This is a genomic window from Pseudomonas sp. R11F, from assembly GCF_050312575.1.
Taxonomy (GTDB): domain Bacteria; phylum Pseudomonadota; class Gammaproteobacteria; order Pseudomonadales; family Pseudomonadaceae; genus Aquipseudomonas; species Aquipseudomonas palleroniana.
The window spans coordinates 41914-60498 of the sequence record NZ_JBNPJU010000072.1; the positions used below are offsets into that span (position 1 = coordinate 41914).

Below are 18585 nucleotides of genomic sequence, written 5' to 3' on the forward strand. Positions count from 1 at the left end.
ACCTGTCCCGATACTTCCGATCCGCGATGCCGCTCACTTACCGAGCGGCCTGATGCCGTGCGCGTGTGCGCGGCAATCATTGACTGATGGGGCGCTGGATGGCGATGTTCAAACGCAGCACGACGACTGCGAAAGGCTTTGATTGGGCCGGCCTGGGCTGGCTGTTTCTGTTTTTCTGGTATTTCTCGGGTATTACCCAACTACTCATCCAACTGACCGGCACGTCCGGCTTCAGTGGGTTCCGGCAAGCCTTCTTCCTGAGCGCGCTGTGGCTGGCACCCATGTTGCTGTTCCCGCGCCGCACGCGCCTGCTCGCCGCCTTGATCGGTGTCGTGCTGTGGGCATGCTCCATGGCCAGCCTGGGTTATTTCTTCATCTACCAGCAGGAATTTTCCCAGAGCGTCATCTTCATCATGTTCGAATCGAACATCTCTGAAGCCGGCGAATATGCCACCCAATACTTTGCCTGGTGGATCATATTGGCGTTCATCGCCCATACCGCCATGGCGGTTTTCCTGTGGACGCGCCTGCGCCCGGTCTACCTGCCTCGTGGCCAGTCGATACTGGCCGCCGTCGCGATCGTCGTAGCCGTGGTCGGTTACCCACTGGTCAAGCAGTTCGCCACCAGCGACACCCGGGAACAAGCGATTGAGCGCTTCGAAAGCCGCATCGAGCCGGCGGTGCCGTGGCAGATGATCGTTGCCTATCGCCGCTACACCGAGCAACTGAACAACATGCAAGGCATGCTGACCAGTGCCAGCCAGATTCCCCCCTTGAAAAACCTCAAGGACACCATGGCCGGCCAACCGTCGACCCTGGTACTGGTCATCGGTGAGTCCACCAACCGCCAGCGCATGAGCCTCTACGGTTACCCGCGCAACACTACGCCGGAGCTGGACAAGCTGCGCGACCAACTGGCCGTGTTCGATAACGTCATCACCCCGCGCCCCTACACCATCGAAGCGCTGCAACAGGTGCTGACCTTCGCCGACGAAGAGAACCCGGATCTTTACCTCAAGACGCCGTCGATCGTCAGCGTGATGAAACAGGCCGGCTACAAGACCTTCTGGATCACCAACCAGCAGACCATGACCAAGCGCAACACCATGCTCACGACCTTCTCCGAGCAGGCCGACGAGCAGGTGTACCTGAACAACAACCGTAACCAGAATGCTCGCCAGTACGACGGTGACGTGCTGGCACCCTTCTCCAAGGCCCTGGCCGATACCGCCGAGCGCAAGTTCATCGTGGTGCACCTGCTGGGCACGCACATGAGCTACCAGTACCGCTACCCGGAAACCTTCGAGAAATTCACCGATCGCCAGGGCGTGCCCGAGGGCATCAGCGATGAACAGTTGCCGATCTACAACAGCTACGACAACGCTGTGCTGTACAACGACTTCGTGGTCTCGAGCCTGATCAAGGACTACGCCAAGACCGATCCGAACGGTTTCCTGCTGTACCTGTCGGACCACGGCGAGGACGTCTACGACTCGGCCGGACACAGCACGCTGGGCCGTAACGAGGGCAAACCGACAGCGCCGATGTACACGATTCCATTCATGGCCTACGCCTCGCCCAAGTGGCGTGAAACCCACGACTGGAGCTTCGCCGCAGACTTGCAGCGCCCGTACAGCAGCGCACAGCTGATCCACACCTGGGCCGACTTGGCCGGGCTGAGTTTCGATGAGTGGGACCGCAGCAAGAGCCTGGTCAACGACAGCTTCAAGCCACGCCCCCGCTTGATTGGCGACCCCTATGCACGCCAGCAGAAGAGCTTGATTGATTTCAGCTTGCTCAAGCCAAAAGCCGCGGACGCTTCCGACGTCGTTCTCAAGTAATCATTGACTGATTATTCAGATATTCCCGAAGTTAACAAAAACGTTAACTTCGGGTCATCACCGCGTTAACCCCCAGTTAATAAGATAGGCCCATAGTCGCTCCATGAATCTAATCACGGAACGACTGGATACCTTTCACTCTTAACGGGAATACTGCCATGAAACTTTCGACTTTAATGCTTGCCAGCCTGATGACCCTGACTTCCGCCGCTGCCTTCGCCGAAGGCGGTTCAGAGCGTTCGAAAGAGTTCTACAACAACTTCAATCTGGTCCAGCAGCAAACCCACGGCACGAATGAACAGACTGCGTCCGCCGATGGCAAGTCGGTAAAAGCCTCCAGTGTTGAACAGAACCGTTCAGAGCCGCTTCCGAAAAGTTGATTTAACACTGACTTAATCCGCATATCCCTGTGCCACTTCGCTCCTGTGGCAAAGGTTAACTTGGCGCCACTTGATGGCGCCATTTTTATGCCTGTGTTTATTAAAGCGACTTCTTCCAGAACAACATGCGACCGTGGGCCGGATCAAAGACCGAGTCTTCAAAGCCAAACTTGCGATACGCCGATTGCGCGACGGCGTTACCCTCCAGCACTTCCAGAGTGATCTTGCAGCAACCCCGTTGACGCGCGATCTCTTCAACCTTCTGCAGCATTTTCTGGCTCAGCCCCAAGCCACGGAACGCCTGCATCACCACGACGTCGTGGACGTTGACCAACGGGCGACAGGCGAAGGTCGAGAAACCTTCAAAGCAATTGACCAACCCCGCCGGCTCGCCACCGACAAACGCCAGTACGCTGAATGCGTGGGGGCGTTTGGCCAATTCGGCAGGCAGTTGCTCCAACAGGTCGGCCGGCAAGGCATGGCCTCCGCCCATCGGGTCCTGCGCGTAGTGATTAAGCACTTGGCCAATGGCCTCGGCGTGCACAGGGTTTGTGTAGCTGGCTTGCAGCACCAGGATATCTGGGGTGTCCATTGCCTTCCTCGATTGCGACAACAAGGGAACCGGTTCCCTTTGAGAACGAGGATTGTAAGCGTGGAGCCGGACGCAGATGAAGGAGATTAACTACAAATGCCCGACAGAAAGCACGAAGGTTGTGCGTTTCCAAAACGCGCCAACTACATTTTACGTGGATTTTTCCCCGGCGCCGAAACGCAGCAACTGCATCTCTTGCAAGCGGCTCAAGGTGCGCCGGAACGCAAATTCCAGGTAGCCCTCGGTGTAGAGCTGCTGGAGCGGCACCTGCGCCTCGATAAACAGCGGGACCTTGCGGTCGTAGCACTCATCCACCAGCGCGATGAAGCGCCGCACGCTGTCATCGTGCACCGACAGGGCCGGTAATTCTCGATCACCGGCCTCGACACGTTGCGCACCATCTTCGGTGCCCCGGGCGATGCGGCCTGGCCGGGTCTGCGCACTCAGGCTGGGGACCTTACCGAGCAGGATGGCCTTGAATCGATCGCACAACAGCATGAAGTCCATTGCCGACAGCGGTTGCTCGCACAGATCGGCATAGCGGCACCACACTACGCTGTCGCTGAACCGCACGGCGGCGAGGCTTCGGTGACCCACGCTGAGCGGCCCGTCGGATACCGCCTGCCCTTCGCTCAGCTGCTTGAACAGCGTAGCAAGCGCCTCCGGCTGATTAACCCAATAACGCTGCAGGCCGGCTCCCGGATGCAAACGATGGTCTTCAGCGCCGTCCACCGCCACCACCCGCATATGCCGCTTGATGGCCTCGATACCCGGCAGGAAGCGTTCGCGATTGAAACCATCGGCGTACAGTTGCTCCGGCGGCTGGTTGGACGTGCAGACCATCACCACCCCTTCCTCGAACATCACCTGGAACAGGCGACCGAGGATGATCGCGTCACCGATGTCATTGACGAACAGTTCATCAAAACACAGCACACGCACTTCGCGGCTCAACTCGCGAGCCAATGCCTGCAAGGGATCTTGAATGCCGGTGAGCTGGAACAGGCGTTGATGCACCCACCCCATGAAGTGATGAAAATGCTGGCGCCGGGCAGGCACTTTCAGGCTCTGGTAGAACTGGTCCATCAACCAGGTCTTGCCACGCCCCACCGGGCCCCACAGGTAAACCCCGGTGATGGGCGAGTGGCCTTGGTGCAAGGCTGCGTGGCAAGCCTGCAAGGCGTCCACCGCCCGACGCTGGGCGTCGTCGGGCACGAAACCTTGCTGGTTGATGGCCTGTTGGTAAGCGGCGAGCGGAGAGTCGAATGTCATGGCCGCCAGTATGACTTACAGCGAGATATCCAACCGTGAAATCTTGCCCTGCTCGTTCAGGCGAAAGGTGTAGCGCAGCTCCAGCGGGCTACCGGGGAAATTGCTATGCACCACATTGCTGACCAGCACCTTGCCGGTGCGGTGTTGAACCTTGAGTACCTCGACCCGAGGCTGGTAGCGACGCCCGGTGTCCTCCATCCATCGTGCAATGGCGGCGGTGCCGACCTGATGCTCGCCTTCATCGAATACGTTGGCGTCGTCGGCAAAGCACTGGGCAACCGCCGAAGTGTCATAGGTATTGGCCGCCTCGATATAGGCCGCGATGGCCGGGGCCAACTCAGGAAGGGACATGGCACAGCTCCTTTTTTGGTGATTTATGGCGCCATGCTAAGCCAGGTTTGTGTCAGCTTTTGTCAGGAGTAAAGGGCGCGGATTCCTGTTGTTCCATCAGCTTGCGCCAACCTCGCAGCAGGTCACTGCGTCGCCCTGGGTAGCGCTCGCCCTGGTTCGCCGCAGCAGCCACACGGTCGGTACGAAAGGTCCGATAGGCCCCGCGCAACTCGCACCACGCCACAATGACCCGCACCTCATTGAGAAAACCCAGCGCCAGCGGCCAGATCAGGCGCTGGCTCTGGGTCTGGCTGGCATCGGCGTAGTCGATGTGCAACTTGGCTTGATGGTTGATGGCTTCGCGAAACACGTTGAGCGGCACGCGGTTTTCCGGGTAGCCGAAACCCGGCGGCCCGGGCAAGAGCGTCGGGTTGCGCAACGCTTCCTGGGCGGCGGGGTCGAGCACATCCGCAATTTTCGCCAGGGCGTTGGCGGCAGCGCGGCTCAGCACGTCATCGCCGCGCTGGTCGACATAACGCAGGCCCAGCACGATGGCTTCGGTTTCCTCGGCATTGAGCATCAAGGGCGGCAGAAACAGACCGGCGCGCAGTACATACCCTACCCCGGCCTCGCCAAAAATCGGCGCGCCCAATGCCGTCAATTCGGCGATATCGCGGTACAGCGTGCGCTCCGAAACCTCCAATTGCGCAGCCAGCACAGCAGCAGTCACCGGCCGTTTCTTGCCCCGCAGGGCTTGGAGCAACGTCAGTAGACGAGTGGTACGCGACATATCGACCCCGGCAAAGCGAAAAGTGCAGCAGCTTAGCAGAGGCCCCTGTCAGAAAATGGCAGCAGCCGATGGCTTACTTCATCCACCCCCACCCTGCCTGTAGTGAGCGGGCTTGTCCCGCGCTGGGTGGCGCAGCCGCCCTAAAACCAGACACCTCGGTTTTGCTGAAACACCGCGGCGTCCTTGTTGGGGCGGCTGCGCCGCCCAGCGCGGGGCAAGCCCGCTCACTACAGGGGTTAGCTGAGTTATGCGAGGCTCTTGCTGACCACCTCGAACACATCACTCGACAACTCGCCGGACGCACGAATGCGCTCCAGCTGCGCCTTCATCAGCGCCTGGCGGGTGTCGTCATATTTGCGCCAGCGTGTCAGCGGCGCCAGTTGGCGCGAAGCGATCTGCGGGTTGAGACTGTTCAGCTGGATCACCAAGTCCGCCAGGAAGCGATAACCCGAACCGTCGGCCGCATGGAAGTTGATCAGGTTCTGCCCGGCGAATGCACCAATCAGTGCCCGCACCTTGTTCGGGTTCTTGATGTTGAACGCAGGGTGCTCCATCAACGCCTTGACCCGATCCAGACCGCCCGGCAAGGTGCTGCCGGCCTGCACGCTGAACCATTGGTCCATGACCAGCGGGTTGTCCTTGAAGTTTTCCGCGAACACCGCCAGTGCCTGGGCCTTCTGCGCTTCGAACGGCGAATTGACCAGCACCGCCAACGCGGTCAGGCGTTCGGTCATGTTGTCGCAGGCGTCGAACTGTTCCAGGGTGGCCGCCAGCACTTCGGGCTTGCCGCTGAGCATCAGGTACGACAGCGCGATGTTCTGCAAGGCGCGCCGCGCAAAGTGCTCGGCGGCCGCCACATACGGGGTCTGTCGGGACAGCGCACGGTTGGCCTGATAGCGCAGCCAAAGCGCTTCGAACAACTGCTCGGCGAGCTGCTGGCGGGCAAACTCACGCGCCGCGTGGATGGCATCGACATCCGCCACTTCGCTGATTTCCGTCAGGTAGGCTTCACTCGGCAATGACAGCATCTCGGCGACCATCGCCTGATCCAGGCGCTCATCGCTCAACACGCTGCGCAAGGCCTCGATCAGGCGTTGATCCAGCTTCAGCGGCTGACCCGCCTGATGCTGGCTGATCAGTTCCTGCAACACCTGCACCGCCAGTTGCTGGCCGGCATCCCAACGGTTGAAGCCGTCGCTGTCGTGTTGCATCAGGAACATCAACTGATCGCGGCTATACGGGAAGCTCAGTTTCACCGGAGCCGAGAAACCACGCAGCAGCGAAGGCAACGGCTGTTCGGCGATATCGACGAAGGTAAAGGTCTGCTCGGCTTCAGTCACCGAAATCACCCGCGAGGTGCCGGCAGCGCTCGACTCTCCGGCCAGGCGCAAGGCAATGCCGGCTCCCTTGCCGTCCAGCAGGCCCAACTCGACCGGGATCACGAACGGCAGTTTCTCCACCTTGTCCGGCGTCTGCGGGCAGCTTTGGCGGAACGTCAGGCTGTAGGTCTTGGCCGCAGCGTCATAGGACTCGCTGACCGCCAGGCGCGGCGTACCGGCCTGGCTGTACCAGCGCTTGAACTGGCTCAGGTCGGCGCCATTGGCATCTTCCATGGCCTTGACGAAGTCGTCGCACGTCACCGCCTGGCCGTCGTGGCGTTCGAAGTACAGGTCGCTGCCTTTGCGGAAGCCTTCGGCCCCCAGCAAGGTGTGGATCATGCCGACCACTTCCGAACCTTTTTCGTACACGGTCAGGGTGTAGAAGTTGGAGATTTCGATAAAGCTTTCCGGGCGCACGGCGTGAGCCATCGGGCCTGCGTCTTCGGCGAACTGGTGAGTGCGCAGGTACGCCACATCCTGAATGCGCTTGACCGTGGCCGAGTTCATGTCGGCGGAGAAGCCCGAATCACGGAATACGGTGAAGCCTTCCTTGAGCGACAGCTGGAACCAGTCGCGGCAGGTCACGCGGTTACCCGACCAGTTGTGGAAGTATTCGTGGGCGACGATCGCCTCCACACGCTGGTGCGCGGCGTCGGTGGCGGTTTCGGCACGGGCCAGCACGGCAGAGGAGTTGAAGATGTTCAGGCCCTTGTTTTCCATGGCGCCCATGTTGAAGTCGTTCACGGCCACGATCATGAAAATATCGAGGTCGTACTCGCGCCCGTAGGTTTCTTCATCCCAGCGCATGGATTTTTTCAGGCTGGTCATGGCGTGCTGGCACTTGTCGATATTTTCCGGCTCGACGTAGATGCGCAGCGCCACTTCACGCTGGGTCATGGTGGTGAAGCTGTCTTCCACGCACCACAGATCACCCGCCACCAGGGCGAACAGGTAGGCCGGTTTCTTGAACGGGTCTTCCCAGGTTGCCCAATGACGGCCGTCTTCACCGGGGCCGCTGGCGATCGGGTTACCGTTGCTCAACAGCACGGGGTAGCGGTGTTGCTCGGCGATCACCGTGGTGGTGAAGGTGCTCATCACGTCCGGGCGGTCGAGGTAATAGGTGATCTTGCGAAAGCCCTCGGCCTCGCACTGGGTGCAGAACATGCCGCTGGATTTGTACAGGCCTTCCAGCGCGGTGTTGCTTTCCGGGTGGATCTTGACCGTGGTGTCCAGGGTAAAGGTGGCGCTCTTGGGGTGCACGGTCAGGTGGCTGTCGGTCAACTGGTAGTCGGCGTCAGTCAATTCCTGGTCGGCCAGGTTCACGCTCAGCAGCTCCAGCTGCTGGCCATCCAATACCAACGGCGGCAAGCCGGCGCCGCGCTCAGGGTTGCGGCGCATCACCAGTTGCGCGTGGACCAGGCTGTGGTCCTCGAACAACTCGAAGGTCAGGTGTGTTTCGTCGATCAGGTAATCCGGCGCCTGATAATCCTTCAGGTAAATCATCTTCGGTTGTTCGGTGCGCATGGGTGGCATCCTTCTACTGATGCACGGCGAGCTGGTAGGCCGTGTATTTGCGAATATTGATAACGCCGGTATCGAAGATCAGGTATTGGCCCTTGATCCCCAGCAGCGTGCCTTCGGCAATCGGGTTCTTGTCCAGGTTGAAACTGACGATCTTGGCGGGATATTGCTCCACCGGGTAGCGGATTTCGATGGGTTCGATGTCGGTCACCGGTTGGATGGCCTGCAGACCGAAGCGTTCCTGCAAACCGAGCAAGCCGTCGGCGCAGGCGCTGAACAGTTCTTCGCGCACCTGCTTGAGGTCGACCGACTGGGCGTCACCCTTGAGCAGCGCGCGCCAGTTGGTCTTGTCGGCCACTTGGCTGCGGAACAGGTCTTCGACGAAACCCGATTGCTGGCGGGTGGCGACGCGCATGATCGGCAGCGCCTGGCTCGCGCCCTGGTCAAGCCAACGGGTTGGCAGTTGAGTGGCACGGGTGATGCCGACCTTGATCCCCGACGAATTGGCCAGGTAGACCACATGGTCGGTCATGCAGAATTTTTCGCCCCAGCCTGGATCACGGCAGGTGCCGGCGTCGTAATGGCAACGCTCGGGGCTCATGATGCACAGGTCGCACTGGGCCAGTTTGGTCATGCACGGGTAGCAGTAACCCTGGCTGAAACTGGTCTTGGTCTTGCGGCCGCAATGGCTGCAATGGATGGCGCCGAGGTATTCCAGGCGCACGTGAGTACCGATCAACGGGTTGACCGGCACCTCGGTATCACCCAGGCGAAACGCATACTGAACAGTCGGCTCACCGAGTTGCGCCGACATTTTGCTGACTGCACCGCGACCAATTTCAATCAATGGATCGCATCCGACTTGAACAGGATGTTCGGCACCGGCGCCGATTTGGACGCGCATTCCTGCGGGCCCATATAGCCGGTGCGCTGGTCTTCCGGCAGGTTCTGGATTTCCCAGGCGATCACCGCCTGCAGGGACAGTTCGCGCTGCTCGTCGGTGAGCTTGCGGCCATCGGACCATTTGCCGATTTCCACCGCGAGCTTGAGGCTCTCGTAGATATCCGGGGTGATGTTTTCGATCATTTCAGCAAAAGAGGACATAAGGCTCTTCCTTATCAAATAGACGCTTTGCGACGGCTGTACAGCCCGCCCAGCAAACCTGTCAGGCAACCGATGGCCAAGCCGCCCACGTGGGCCGCGTTGGCGATTTCGCCGAAGCCGATCATCGAGACCAGCCCCGACATGCAGAGCACCAGCCATATCAGCATCATTGCCAGCACCCCACGGGGCAGGCGATAGGCCGGGTTGGGCGACAATAACTGGAAGATCCAGCAGTGCCCGAGCAGGCCATACAACACACCGGACAGCCCGCCGAACAGGCCCGGGCCGCCATAGGCATATTGCGCGTAATTGGAGACCAGGCTGAACAACAGGGTCAGGCCCAGCAGGTTGATACTGCCCTGGCGCACCTCGATACGGCGCCCCAGCTCCCAATACCACATGCCATTCATGGCCAGGTGCAGGATGCCGAAGTGGATCAGCATCGGCGTGACCAGCCGCCACCACTGCCCTGCGGCCAGGCTGTCGGCCAGCGGCGTGAACTGGATGTATTCGCCCATGACCCGGAACGGCAGGAAGGTCAGCCAGGCCATGGCTTGCAGGTTTTCACCGAGCAGGGTCACCGCGCCCACGATCATGCTAGCCAACAGCACCAGCGCGGTCACCGGGCTCATGCGCAGTTGCTGGACAAAGCCTGGGCGGGTGACGGGCGCCTGCTCGGGAATGTCCAGTTGCTGGTCCGGATCACCGGCGGGAAAGCGCTGATACAACACGCGCACGTCGTCGCTGATGCTCTCGGGCACCCACAACACCTGCTCACCGCCCTCCTCGCTGACGCGATGAGGCACCTGCATGCGTTGCAGCAGTTTGACGAAACCACCCAGGTCGGCGCTCAAGGGCAAGCGCAATACAGCAACGGTGCTCATGCAATAACCTCAGGCCGCTCAACGTCGACCCATACAAATTTACGGGGGTCCAGCCGGGTTTCCTGGTCCAGTCGATACGCCACCAGCTTGCCGTACAGCACCGCACTGTAGTCCAGGCAGGCCAGGTTCGGGCGAATCGGCGCCGGTTTGCCGCTGCGCCAGTAATGGCCGACGAACAACAACGGCTCGTCGACGCCATAGCGCAGCAGGGAGTTTTTTTCAGTGGACGACAACGGCGTGCGCGCCACCGGCTCCGGCAAGGCGTCGGGCTGGAACACAATGTCGCCGTAGGTCTTGGGGTCGTCCTCCCAGAACTTGGTGCGAAAGAACGAGCGCGTCAGGCCGTCGCCACCGGTCAGCGTCAGCCCATCGGGCAGGCGCATATCGGTGCCACGCAGCAGGCGGTCGAAGGCGTTGCAGGCAAAACTGCCGGGCACGGCGGCGGCCTGCAGGAAGTGCTGGTCGATGCAGCCGTCCGGGAAGGTCGCCCGCAGCGGTTGGATAAAACTGTCGTCCCAGCACGCATGCACCACGCGAAAACGCCCGGCATCGACAAACAGCGGCATGTCATAGAACCAGCCAAGGAAGTCATGCCAGTCGGCCGGGTGATGCTCGAACTGGGTCAGGGTCTCATGGATCAAGCGTGCATGCCGTGGGTTGTGCTCACGCACGAACTGCTTGCCACTGCCTGGCGGTGCCGCGGTGGTCCAACCCAGTGCGTTGAACTCGTGATTGCCCATGACACACAAAGCCTGGCCGGCCTCGGCCATGTCGTGGACGATATGCAACGCCTCGCGAATGCGGGGGCCGCGGTCGATGATATCGCCGAGGAACACCGCCATACGCGTGGGATGGCGCCAGGTGCCGCCCTGCTTGTGGTAACCCAGCCGGTCGAGCAAGTGCTCGAGGGTATGGGCGCAACCGTGCACGTCACCAATCAGGTCGTAGCTACGCGCGGGATCGAGCATCAGTCGCCTCCACCCCCCAAGCGGCTGCCCCAGCCCAACTTGGTGCGGCACACTTCGTAGTAGTTGTGATCCAGCGGGTGGATCAAGCGCAACTTCTGTGCCTTCTTGCTCACCGTGATGGTGTCACCGGGAGCGCAGGTAAAATGGTTCTGCCCGTCGCAGGAGACTTGCGGGTAGATCTGCATGTCTTTGGATACCACGATCTTCAGCTCACTGTTGCCATCGACCACAATCGGCCGGCTGGACAACATATGGGGGTACATCGGCACGATCACAATGGCATCGAGCTTGGGGTGCATGATCGGGCCACCGGCCGAAAGCGCATATGCCGTGGAGCCGGTGGGCGTGGCGACGATCAGGCCGTCGGCCTTCTGGCTGCACACGAACTGGCCGTCGATATACAACTCGAACTCGATCATGCGCGTGGATTTGCCCGGGTGCAGCACCACGTCGTTCAGGGCATCGCCCTGGCCGATGGCTTCGCCGTGGCGGCGCACTTCGGCTTGCAGCAGGAAACGGTTTTCCACCAGGTAATGGCCGTCGAGCACCTTGGCCACTTCGACTTCCAGCTCATCCGGGCGGATATCGGTCAGGAAGCCCAGGCTGCCCCGGTTGATCCCCAGCACCGGCACGTTATGCCGCGCCAGCGCCCGGGCCGCGCCGAGCAGGCTGCCGTCGCCGCCGACCACGATCACCATGTCGCACACTTCGCCGAGCATCTTGCGCGACGAGGTTTGCAGGCCATGGCCCGGCAGGATTTCAGCGATAGTGTCTTCGAGGATCACGTGCAGGTGGCGTTCCAGCAGGAACTTTTTCAGCCGGCGGACGGTGTCCAGCACCTGGGTACTGCCCAGACGACCGATAATGCCGATATTGCGAAATTGCTCCATGGGGCTCCTGCGGGATGTAGGGTATGGCGAAAAACAACGATTATGGGCGAAAGGCCGCGCCAGGCAAAACCCTTTGTCGCTGCCCGACCATGATGACAACGGTTCTCAGCCACCTGCCCGGTGCGTAAAAGGCTATGCTCGGACCATGACGGTATTCCCTGACTTGCATCATTTACCCCGCCAACTGCGCCACCCCGAGGTGCGCGACCTGGCGTGGGTGATCCTGGCCCCGCCGATGCTTGCGCAAACGCCCTGGCCGCAGCGTCACCCATTGGCCGGCAGCGACTGGGTGCAGGCGCCCGATCGACTGGAACACTGGTTGCGCACTCTCGATCAAGACAGCAGCGCCTTGCAGCATTGGTTGAGCCTGTCACGCACCCGGCGCCTGGGCCTCTACTACGAACGCCTGTGGCAATTCGCCGTGCAACACGCGCCGGGCGTGGAGCTATTGGCGGCCAACCTGCCGATCCGGCGCGCCGGGCACACCCTGGGCGAGCTGGATATGCTGTTGCGCGACCGCGATGGCGTGCACCACCTGGAACTGGCGATCAAACTTTACCTCGGCCCCCAGCACGGCAACGGCCAGGACACCGCGCAATGGCTGGGCCCTGGGTGCCACGACCGGCTGGACCGCAAACTGGCGCACCTGGCTCAACATCAATTGCCGATATCGGCCAAAGCCGAGAGCCGCGAAGCCCTCGCTACGCTGGACATCCAATGCCTGGAGGCGCATTTGTGGCTGGGGGGTTACTTGCTGTACCCCTGGCCCGGCCAGGCCGAGCCGCCCCACGGCGCCCATCCGCAGCATCTGCGCGGGCACTGGCTGCATCAGCGTGACTGGCGGGATTTTTCCAGCGCAAGCCCAGCCGGTCGCTGGCAACCCCTGCCACGCCACGCATGGCTGGCGCCGGCACATTACCCCGCGAGTGAAGTGTGGAGCGTGGAACAGATGCACCACTGGCTGGCCGACCTGGACCCGATGGCGCCGGCACAGTTGTTGGTGCGGCTGGTGCAAACCGGCGAAGACTGGGAGGAAGCTGAGCGCCTGTTCCTGGTAGCGGATCTCTGGCCCAACGTGCCAGGGAGTCTGTAGTGAGCGGGCTTGCCCCGCGCTGGGCGGCAAAGCCGCCCCAATAAGGCCACTGCGGTGTGCCAGGTTAAACGCGGTGGCAGGTCTTGGGGCGGCTACGCCGCCCAGCGCGGGGCAAGCCCGCTCACTACAAGTGATCGATGTGGCGATACTCCAACTGCAAGCCCGTCGCCAGCTCCTGGGCCCGACCCAACCTGATCGGCCCACGCTCGATATCCACCAGCCACCCCGGACACTCAAGCGACGGCAAACCGGCAACCTTCTTGAGTCGCCCATCGGTAATCACCAACAAGCGCTGCTGCTCGGCAGGATAGCGCTTGCGCCGCTGCGCCAACCAATTCCCGGCCTCGATCAGTGCCGCCAGCAACGGCGTACCGCCACCGGCGCCCAGCTGCTCCAGCCAACCTGCGAGGCTCTTGGCCGCTTTCAGCCCCTGCACCTGCCACTTCGGCGACTGCCCGCTGGCCGTCAGCAACGCCATGCGCGCGCGCTGTCGGTAGGCGTCTTCGAACAGTTGGGCCAGCAAGCCCTTGGCGTCGCTTAATGCGCGATGACGCCGCGTGGACGCCGAGGCATCGACAATCACCAACCACAACTCATGCGCCGACCGGCTACGCAGATGAAACAGCAAGTCCTCGCGCGCTTGCGGGCGACCACCGAGCAAGGTGCCCGGCCAATTGACCGCCCCCTGCTGAGCGCTGCGCGCCCTGCCCTGCGCGCCTTTATCCACTCGCCCCGCTTTGGGCCGGGCATCCGCCCCCGCGTCCAGTCGAGGGCGAATGCCTAGGGCTTTTTTGGCCAGGCCGCCACATCACGGCGCGCACCCGTGGGCAGTGCCGGTGCAGGCATATCGCCCCACTGGCCTTGGCCAGGAGAAGGATCGGACTGCTTGGGCGACTGGCCCTGATGGGGAGGACCGGCAGGCGGTGATTGCTCCTGACGGCGATGGCGCAAGGCAAATTCGGCCACGGCGTCGATATCTTCGTCGGCGATGGCATCAGCCCCTCGCCAAGCGGCATGCGCCCTGGCTCCGCGCAGCCAGACAAGGTCGGCACGCAAGCCATCGACACCCGCCGCAAAACAGCGCTCGGTAATCTTTGCCAGGGCCTGGTCATCCAGCGCGATACCGTCTAGCCGCGCCCGGGCCTGGGTGCAGCGTTCACGCAACTCGGCCTGTTGCCCGGCCCATTGCGCACAGAAGGCTTGAGGATCGCGGTCAAAGTCCAGCCGACGCCGAATGATCTGCCCGCGTTCGGCGGGCACGGTCTGCCCGCTCAACGCCACATTGAAGCCAAAACGGTCGAGCAACTGCGGGCGCAACTCGCCCTCCTCCGGGTTCATCGTGCCGATCAGCACAAAGCGCGCCGAATGCCGATGGGAGATGCCGTCCCGCTCGATCAGGTTAGTGCCGCTGGCAGCCACATCCAGCAGCACGTCCACCAGATGATCCGGCAGCAAGTTGACTTCATCGACGTACAACACGCCGCCATCGGCCTTGGCCAACACGCCGGGGGAAAACTGCGCACGGCCTTCGCCCAGCGCGGCGTCCAGGTCCAGGGTGCCGACCAGCCGCTCTTCAGTAGCGCCCAACGGCAAGGTGACGAACTGACCGCTGGCCAGCAAATCCGCCAGGCCACGGGCCAAGGTGGACTTGGCCATGCCGCGCGGGCCTTCGATCAGCACGCCGCCGATCTTCGGGTCGATGGCCGCCAGGCACAGCGCCAGTTTCAATGCATCGGCGCCGACCACGGCGGCCAGTGGGAAATGTGGCGTATCAGTCATCAGCTGTCTTCTTCTATATCCAGCAACAGGTTTTCCAACGCCTCGCGATACGCACCCGGCTCCTGCCACAGGCCGCGCTGCTGGGCTTCAAGCATGCGTTCGGTCATGTCGCGCAGCGCGGCCGGGTTGTGCTGCTGCACAAAGGCCCGGGTGTCGGGGTCGAGCAGGTAGGCGTCGGCGAGCAAGGCGTATTGATGATCATCGATCAGCGCCGTCGTCGCGTCGAAGGCGAACAGATTGTCCACCGTCGCCGCCATTTCGAAGGCACCTTTATAACCGTGGCGTTTGACCCCGTCGATCCACTTCGGGTTGGCGGCACGGGAACGGATCACCCGGTTCAACTCTTCCTTCAAGGTACGGATCTTCGGCAAGTCCGGCTGGCTGTGGTCGCCATGGTAACTCGCGGCTTTGGCGCCACTGAGGGTTTCCACGGCGGCGAGCATGCCGCCCTGGAACTGGTAGTAATCGTTGGAGTCGAGCAGGTCATGCTCGCGGTTGTCCTGGTTCTGCAACACCGCCTGCACCTGGCTCAAGCGCCGAGCGAACTGTTCGCGGGCGGCGCTGCCTTCATCCGAGCCACCATAGGCGTACGCCCCCCAATTGAGGTAAACCTCGGCCAAGTCCTCGCGGCTTTGCCAGAGGCGACCGTCAATGGCGCCCTGCACGCCCGCGCCATAAGCACCGGGCTTGGCGCCGAAGATCCGCCAGCCGGCCTGCCTGGCTGCGGCCTCTGCGTCCAGGCCCGAGCTGAGCAGCGCCTCGCGCTCGCTGCGCACCTTGGCCGCCAGCGGGTTCATATCGTCCGGTTCATCCAGGGCGGCCACCGCCTGCACCGCCGCGTCGAACAGGCGGATCAGGTTGGCGAAGGCATCACGGAAGAACCCGGACACCCGCAACGTCACGTCGACCCGTGGACGATCCAACAGGCTGATCGGCAGGATTTCAAAGTCATCCACCCGTTGGCTACCGGTGGCCCACACCGGGCGCACACCCATCAGCGCCATGGCCTGGGCGATATCGTCGCCGCCGGTGCGCATGGTCGCCGTGCCCCATACCGACAGGCCGAGCTGACGCAGATGGTCGCCGTGATCTTGCAGGTGTCGCTCCAGAATCAGGTTGGCCGACTGAAAGCCAATGCGCCAGGCCGTGGTGGTCGGCAGGTTGCGCACATCCACCGCGAAGAAATTGCGCCCAGTGGGCAGCACATCCAGGCGCCCGCGACTCGGCGCACCGCTGGGGCCGGCCGGTACGAAGCGACCGCCCAGGGCATCGAGCAAGCCGCGCATCTCGGCCGGGCCGCAGCTGTCCAAGCGCGGCGCCACCACCCAGCGCAGGCTTTCGATAACCGCCTTCACGTCCTCCCAGCCCGGTTCTTCCAACTGTTCCAGCGGACCTTCCAGCGCCTGCTCGATCAACCGCGCCGCATACAATTCCAGGCGTTCACGCGTATCGCCGGCGGTGCGCCACAGCTGCGCGTCGAGCGCCTGCAAGACCTCGGGCCGACGCCCGATCCAGGGCTCGGCCAAGGCACAGTCGAGGGGGTCAAAGCCCAATTCGAAAGCCTTGGCCAATACGCGCAACAGGCTCGATTGCGGACCACGGCCGTCGCCACGCGGGATACGCAACAACGCCAGCAAGGTGTCGATACGCAGGCGGCCTGCGGGAGATTCGCCAAAGACATGCAGGCCGTCACGGATCTGCGACTCCTTCAAGTCGCACAGATAGGTGTCCAGGCGCGGCAGCCAAACGGCCGCGTCCACGTCGCTGCCCAACGCCAGCTCCTGGTCGATACGGGTTTCGCGCACCAACTTGAGGATGTCTTTCTGCAGTTCCAGTGCGCGGCGCGGGTCAAGCAACTGCGCCTCGTAATACTCATCCGCCAACAACTCAAGGTCACGCAACGGGCCATAGGTTTCGGCGCGGGTCAGCGGCGGCATCAAGTGATCGATGATCACCGCCTGGGTGCGCCGCTTGGCTTGGGCACCCTCGCCCGGGTCATTGACGATAAACGGGTAGATATTCGGCAGCGGCCCCAGCAATGCATCAGGCCAGCAGGTTTGCGACAGGCCCACGCCCTTGCCCGGCAGCCATTCGAGGTTGCCGTGCTTGCCCACATGGATCACGCCGTGGGCGCCATAGGTGTGGCGCAGCCAGAAATAGAACGCGAGATAGCCGTGGGGCGGCACCAGGTCAGGGTCGTGGTACACCGCGCTGGGGTCTACCTGATAGCCCCGCGCAGGCTGGATCCCGACAAAGGTCAGGCCCAGGCGCAGGCCGGCGATCATCAGGCGGCCATCGCGACACATCGGGTCGTTATGAGGTGGCCCCCAACGTTCCAGCACGGCCTGACGGTTGGCTTCGGGCAAGCGGTCGAACATCGCCTGGTAATCGTCCAGGCCCAGGCTCTGGTGGCAAGGGCGCAGGTCGAGGCTGTCCAGATCGTTGGTGACGCCGCCCAGCAATTGGTGGATCAGCGCGGTGCCGCTGTCCGGCAACGCGTGCGGCAGCGGGTAGCCTTGCGCTTGCAGCGCACGCAGGATATTCAGCGCCGCCGCCGGGGTGTCCAGGCCCACACCGTTGCCAATGCGCCCGTCACGGGTCGGGTAGTTGGCGAGCACCAGTGCAATACGTTTCTGTGCATTCGGCACCCGCGCCAGCTCAACCCAACGGCGTGCCAGTTCGGCGACAAAGTCCATGCGCTCAGGGGCTGCGCGGTAGCACACCACGTCCGACTGGCTACGCTCGCTGCGCCACGCCAGGTCCTTGAAACTGATCGGCCGGCTGATGATGCGCCCGTCCAGCTCCGGCAAGGCAATGTGCATCGCCAGGTCGCGTGGGCCGAGCCCCTGTTCGCTGGCCTCCCAGCCCGGCTGGTTGTCTTGCGCGCAGATCGCCTGGATCACCGGGATATTGCGGCGAAACGGGTATAAATGCGGGGCTTCGGGGCTGGACTGGGCAAAGCCGGTGGTGTTCAGGATCACCGCTGCGCTGACTTCGTCCAGCCAGTCTTCGACCGCCGCCAGGCAGCCGGGCTCCTTCAGGCTGGCCACCGCCATCGGCAACGGATTAAGCCCCGCCGCCTGCAGGCGCTGGCAGAACACGTCGATAAAACCGGTATTGGCCGCCTGCAAATGGGAGCGGTAAAACAGCACCGCCGCCACCGGCAACTCAGGGTTCCACTGCCGCTGCCAGTCATTGAGGCGGGCGTTGCCGTGCTGAGGATGATAAATCGCCGTGCGCGGCAACAGCTGCGGCTCGGCCCAGGCGTAATCGCGGCCCAGATAGGCGCTGGCCAGGCAGTGATAGAAATCCAGGGCATTGCCCAAGCCGCCCTGGCGCAGGAAGTGCCAGAGGCGGTCGCGTTCTTCCACGCCGACGGTGCTCAAACCACTGAGTTCCGGGTCCGGGCGATCATCGCCGGGTACCAGGATCAGCTGCACACCACGCTCGGCCAACTCCACTAACCGCTCAATGCCGTAGCGCCAATAACCAATGCCGCCGTGCAACGAAATCAGGATGACCTTGGCGTGGCGCAGCACCTCATCGACATACAGGTCGACCGAGGCGTGATTCTGCACCTGCATCGGGTTGGCCAGGCGCAAGCTGGGATAATCGTCGGGTAACTGCTGCGCCGCTTCGGCCAACAGCGCCAGGCTGGAATCGCCGCTGCACAGGATCACCAGTTCGGCGGGGGTTTGTCCAAGGTCGGCGATATTGTCGTCCGAGACGAAACCACCGGGCTGGGTCCTGAGCAGGTGCATG

At 62.4% G+C, this 18585-nt stretch carries 16 protein-coding genes; 3 read left to right on the forward strand and 13 right to left on the reverse strand.

Annotated features, from left to right (window positions below):
• Positions 1 to 98: 98 nt before the first annotated feature.
• Both ACQRBV_RS23595 and ACQRBV_RS23600 read left to right on the forward strand, forming a co-directional pair.
• Entirely contained in the window at positions 99 to 1841 is a 1743-nt protein-coding gene (locus ACQRBV_RS23595; protein WP_090371463.1) for a phosphoethanolamine transferase CptA, read from the forward strand.
• Positions 1842 to 1999: 158 nt separating this feature from the next.
• Complete coding sequence (locus tag ACQRBV_RS23600) at positions 2000 to 2221, forward strand: hypothetical protein (RefSeq protein ID WP_060757102.1); 222 nt, start codon at positions 2000 to 2002, stop codon at positions 2219 to 2221.
• 100 nt (positions 2222 to 2321) lie between these two features.
• On the opposite strand, the gene ACQRBV_RS23605 is transcribed toward ACQRBV_RS23600, so the two are convergent.
• From ACQRBV_RS23605 to ACQRBV_RS23650, 10 genes are all read right to left on the reverse strand, one after another.
• On the reverse strand, positions 2322 to 2813 hold the full coding sequence (locus ACQRBV_RS23605) for a GNAT family N-acetyltransferase (RefSeq protein ID WP_090371465.1): 492 nt from the start codon (positions 2811 to 2813) through the stop codon (positions 2322 to 2324).
• Between the two features lie 150 nt (positions 2814 to 2963).
• Positions 2964 to 4085: a cell division protein ZapE gene (zapE, locus tag ACQRBV_RS23610; RefSeq protein WP_411983898.1), complete on the reverse strand. Its 1122-nt coding sequence runs from the start codon at positions 4083 to 4085 to the stop codon at positions 2964 to 2966.
• Between the two features lie 15 nt (positions 4086 to 4100).
• A complete protein-coding gene (locus tag ACQRBV_RS23615) occupies positions 4101 to 4436 on the reverse strand; it encodes a nuclear transport factor 2 family protein (RefSeq protein ID WP_411983897.1) in 336 nt (111 codons plus the stop codon).
• A 52-nt stretch (positions 4437 to 4488) separates the two neighbouring features.
• Entirely contained in the window at positions 4489 to 5205 is a 717-nt protein-coding gene (locus ACQRBV_RS23620; RefSeq protein ID WP_090371471.1) for a helix-turn-helix transcriptional regulator, read from the reverse strand.
• 245 nt (positions 5206 to 5450) lie between these two features.
• Positions 5451 to 8108, reverse strand: a complete 2658-nt coding sequence (gene pepN, locus ACQRBV_RS23625; protein WP_411983896.1) for an aminopeptidase N — start codon at positions 8106 to 8108, stop codon at positions 5451 to 5453.
• A 13-nt stretch (positions 8109 to 8121) separates the two neighbouring features.
• On the reverse strand, positions 8122 to 8952 hold the full coding sequence (locus tag ACQRBV_RS23630) for a DUF2797 domain-containing protein (RefSeq protein ID WP_090371477.1): 831 nt from the start codon (positions 8950 to 8952) through the stop codon (positions 8122 to 8124).
• Positions 8949 to 9209 (reverse strand): YeaC family protein, encoded by a 261-nt coding sequence (locus ACQRBV_RS23635; protein WP_060757109.1) that lies wholly within the window; start codon positions 9207 to 9209, stop codon positions 8949 to 8951. The genes ACQRBV_RS23630 and ACQRBV_RS23635 overlap by 4 nt, the downstream gene beginning before the upstream one ends.
• A gap of 14 nt (positions 9210 to 9223) precedes the next feature.
• On the reverse strand, positions 9224 to 10093 hold the full coding sequence (locus ACQRBV_RS23640; RefSeq protein ID WP_205343666.1) for a rhomboid family intramembrane serine protease: 870 nt from the start codon (positions 10091 to 10093) through the stop codon (positions 9224 to 9226).
• Positions 10090 to 11064, reverse strand: coding sequence for a metallophosphoesterase (locus ACQRBV_RS23645; protein ID WP_372241686.1), 975 nt, complete (start codon positions 11062 to 11064; stop codon positions 10090 to 10092). The genes ACQRBV_RS23640 and ACQRBV_RS23645 overlap by 4 nt, the downstream gene beginning before the upstream one ends.
• Positions 11061 to 11951 (reverse strand): NAD(+) kinase, encoded by an 891-nt coding sequence (locus ACQRBV_RS23650; protein WP_003217892.1) that lies wholly within the window; start codon positions 11949 to 11951, stop codon positions 11061 to 11063. The genes ACQRBV_RS23645 and ACQRBV_RS23650 overlap by 4 nt, the downstream gene beginning before the upstream one ends.
• Positions 11952 to 12096: 145 nt before the next feature.
• Between ACQRBV_RS23650 and ACQRBV_RS23655 the strand changes: the two genes are divergently transcribed.
• The gene (locus ACQRBV_RS23655) at positions 12097 to 13044 is read left to right on the forward strand and encodes a DUF1853 family protein (RefSeq protein WP_411983895.1); all 948 of its coding nucleotides are present in this window, start codon (positions 12097 to 12099) and stop codon (positions 13042 to 13044) included.
• 124 nt (positions 13045 to 13168) lie between these two features.
• Here the strand turns inward: ACQRBV_RS23655 and ACQRBV_RS23660 are convergent, their stop codons facing one another.
• From ACQRBV_RS23660 to cobN, 3 genes are read right to left on the reverse strand one after another with little or no spacing between them, the layout of a single operon-like run.
• Positions 13169 to 13771: a vWA domain-containing protein gene (locus tag ACQRBV_RS23660; RefSeq protein ID WP_244698573.1), complete on the reverse strand. Its 603-nt coding sequence runs from the start codon at positions 13769 to 13771 to the stop codon at positions 13169 to 13171.
• Positions 13772 to 13824: 53 nt separating this feature from the next.
• Entirely contained in the window at positions 13825 to 14823 is a 999-nt protein-coding gene (locus ACQRBV_RS23665; RefSeq protein ID WP_104993462.1) for an ATP-binding protein, read from the reverse strand.
• Positions 14823 to 18584 (reverse strand): cobaltochelatase subunit CobN, encoded by a 3762-nt coding sequence (cobN, locus tag ACQRBV_RS23670; protein ID WP_411983894.1) that lies wholly within the window; start codon positions 18582 to 18584, stop codon positions 14823 to 14825. The genes ACQRBV_RS23665 and cobN overlap by 1 nt, the downstream gene beginning before the upstream one ends.
• Position 18585: the final 1 nt, after the last annotated feature.

Excerpts from the sequence above, each read along its gene's own strand:
- pepN (WP_411983896.1), bottom strand. The coding sequence starts at position 8,108 with ATGCGCACCGAACAACCGAAGATGATTTACCTGAAGGATTATCAGGCG.
- zapE (WP_411983898.1), bottom strand. The coding sequence starts at position 4,085 with ATGACATTCGACTCTCCGCTCGCCGCTTACCAACAGGCCATCAACCAG.
- ACQRBV_RS23615 (WP_411983897.1), bottom strand. The coding sequence starts at position 4,436 with ATGTCCCTTCCTGAGTTGGCCCCGGCCATCGCGGCCTATATCGAGGCG.
- cobN (WP_411983894.1), bottom strand. The coding sequence starts at position 18,584 with ATGCACCTGCTCAGGACCCAGCCCGGTGGTTTCGTCTCGGACGACAAT.
- ACQRBV_RS23595 (WP_090371463.1), top strand. The coding sequence starts at position 99 with ATGGCGATGTTCAAACGCAGCACGACGACTGCGAAAGGCTTTGATTGG.
- ACQRBV_RS23655 (WP_411983895.1), top strand. The coding sequence starts at position 12,097 with ATGACGGTATTCCCTGACTTGCATCATTTACCCCGCCAACTGCGCCAC.
- ACQRBV_RS23600 (WP_060757102.1), top strand. The coding sequence starts at position 2,000 with ATGAAACTTTCGACTTTAATGCTTGCCAGCCTGATGACCCTGACTTCC.
- ACQRBV_RS23620 (WP_090371471.1), bottom strand. The coding sequence starts at position 5,205 with ATGTCGCGTACCACTCGTCTACTGACGTTGCTCCAAGCCCTGCGGGGC.
- ACQRBV_RS23605 (WP_090371465.1), bottom strand. The coding sequence starts at position 2,813 with ATGGACACCCCAGATATCCTGGTGCTGCAAGCCAGCTACACAAACCCT.
- ACQRBV_RS23640 (WP_205343666.1), bottom strand. The coding sequence starts at position 10,093 with ATGAGCACCGTTGCTGTATTGCGCTTGCCCTTGAGCGCCGACCTGGGT.
- ACQRBV_RS23635 (WP_060757109.1), bottom strand. The coding sequence starts at position 9,209 with ATGTCCTCTTTTGCTGAAATGATCGAAAACATCACCCCGGATATCTAC.
- ACQRBV_RS23665 (WP_104993462.1), bottom strand. The coding sequence starts at position 14,823 with ATGACTGATACGCCACATTTCCCACTGGCCGCCGTGGTCGGCGCCGAT.
- ACQRBV_RS23650 (WP_003217892.1), bottom strand. The coding sequence starts at position 11,951 with ATGGAGCAATTTCGCAATATCGGCATTATCGGTCGTCTGGGCAGTACC.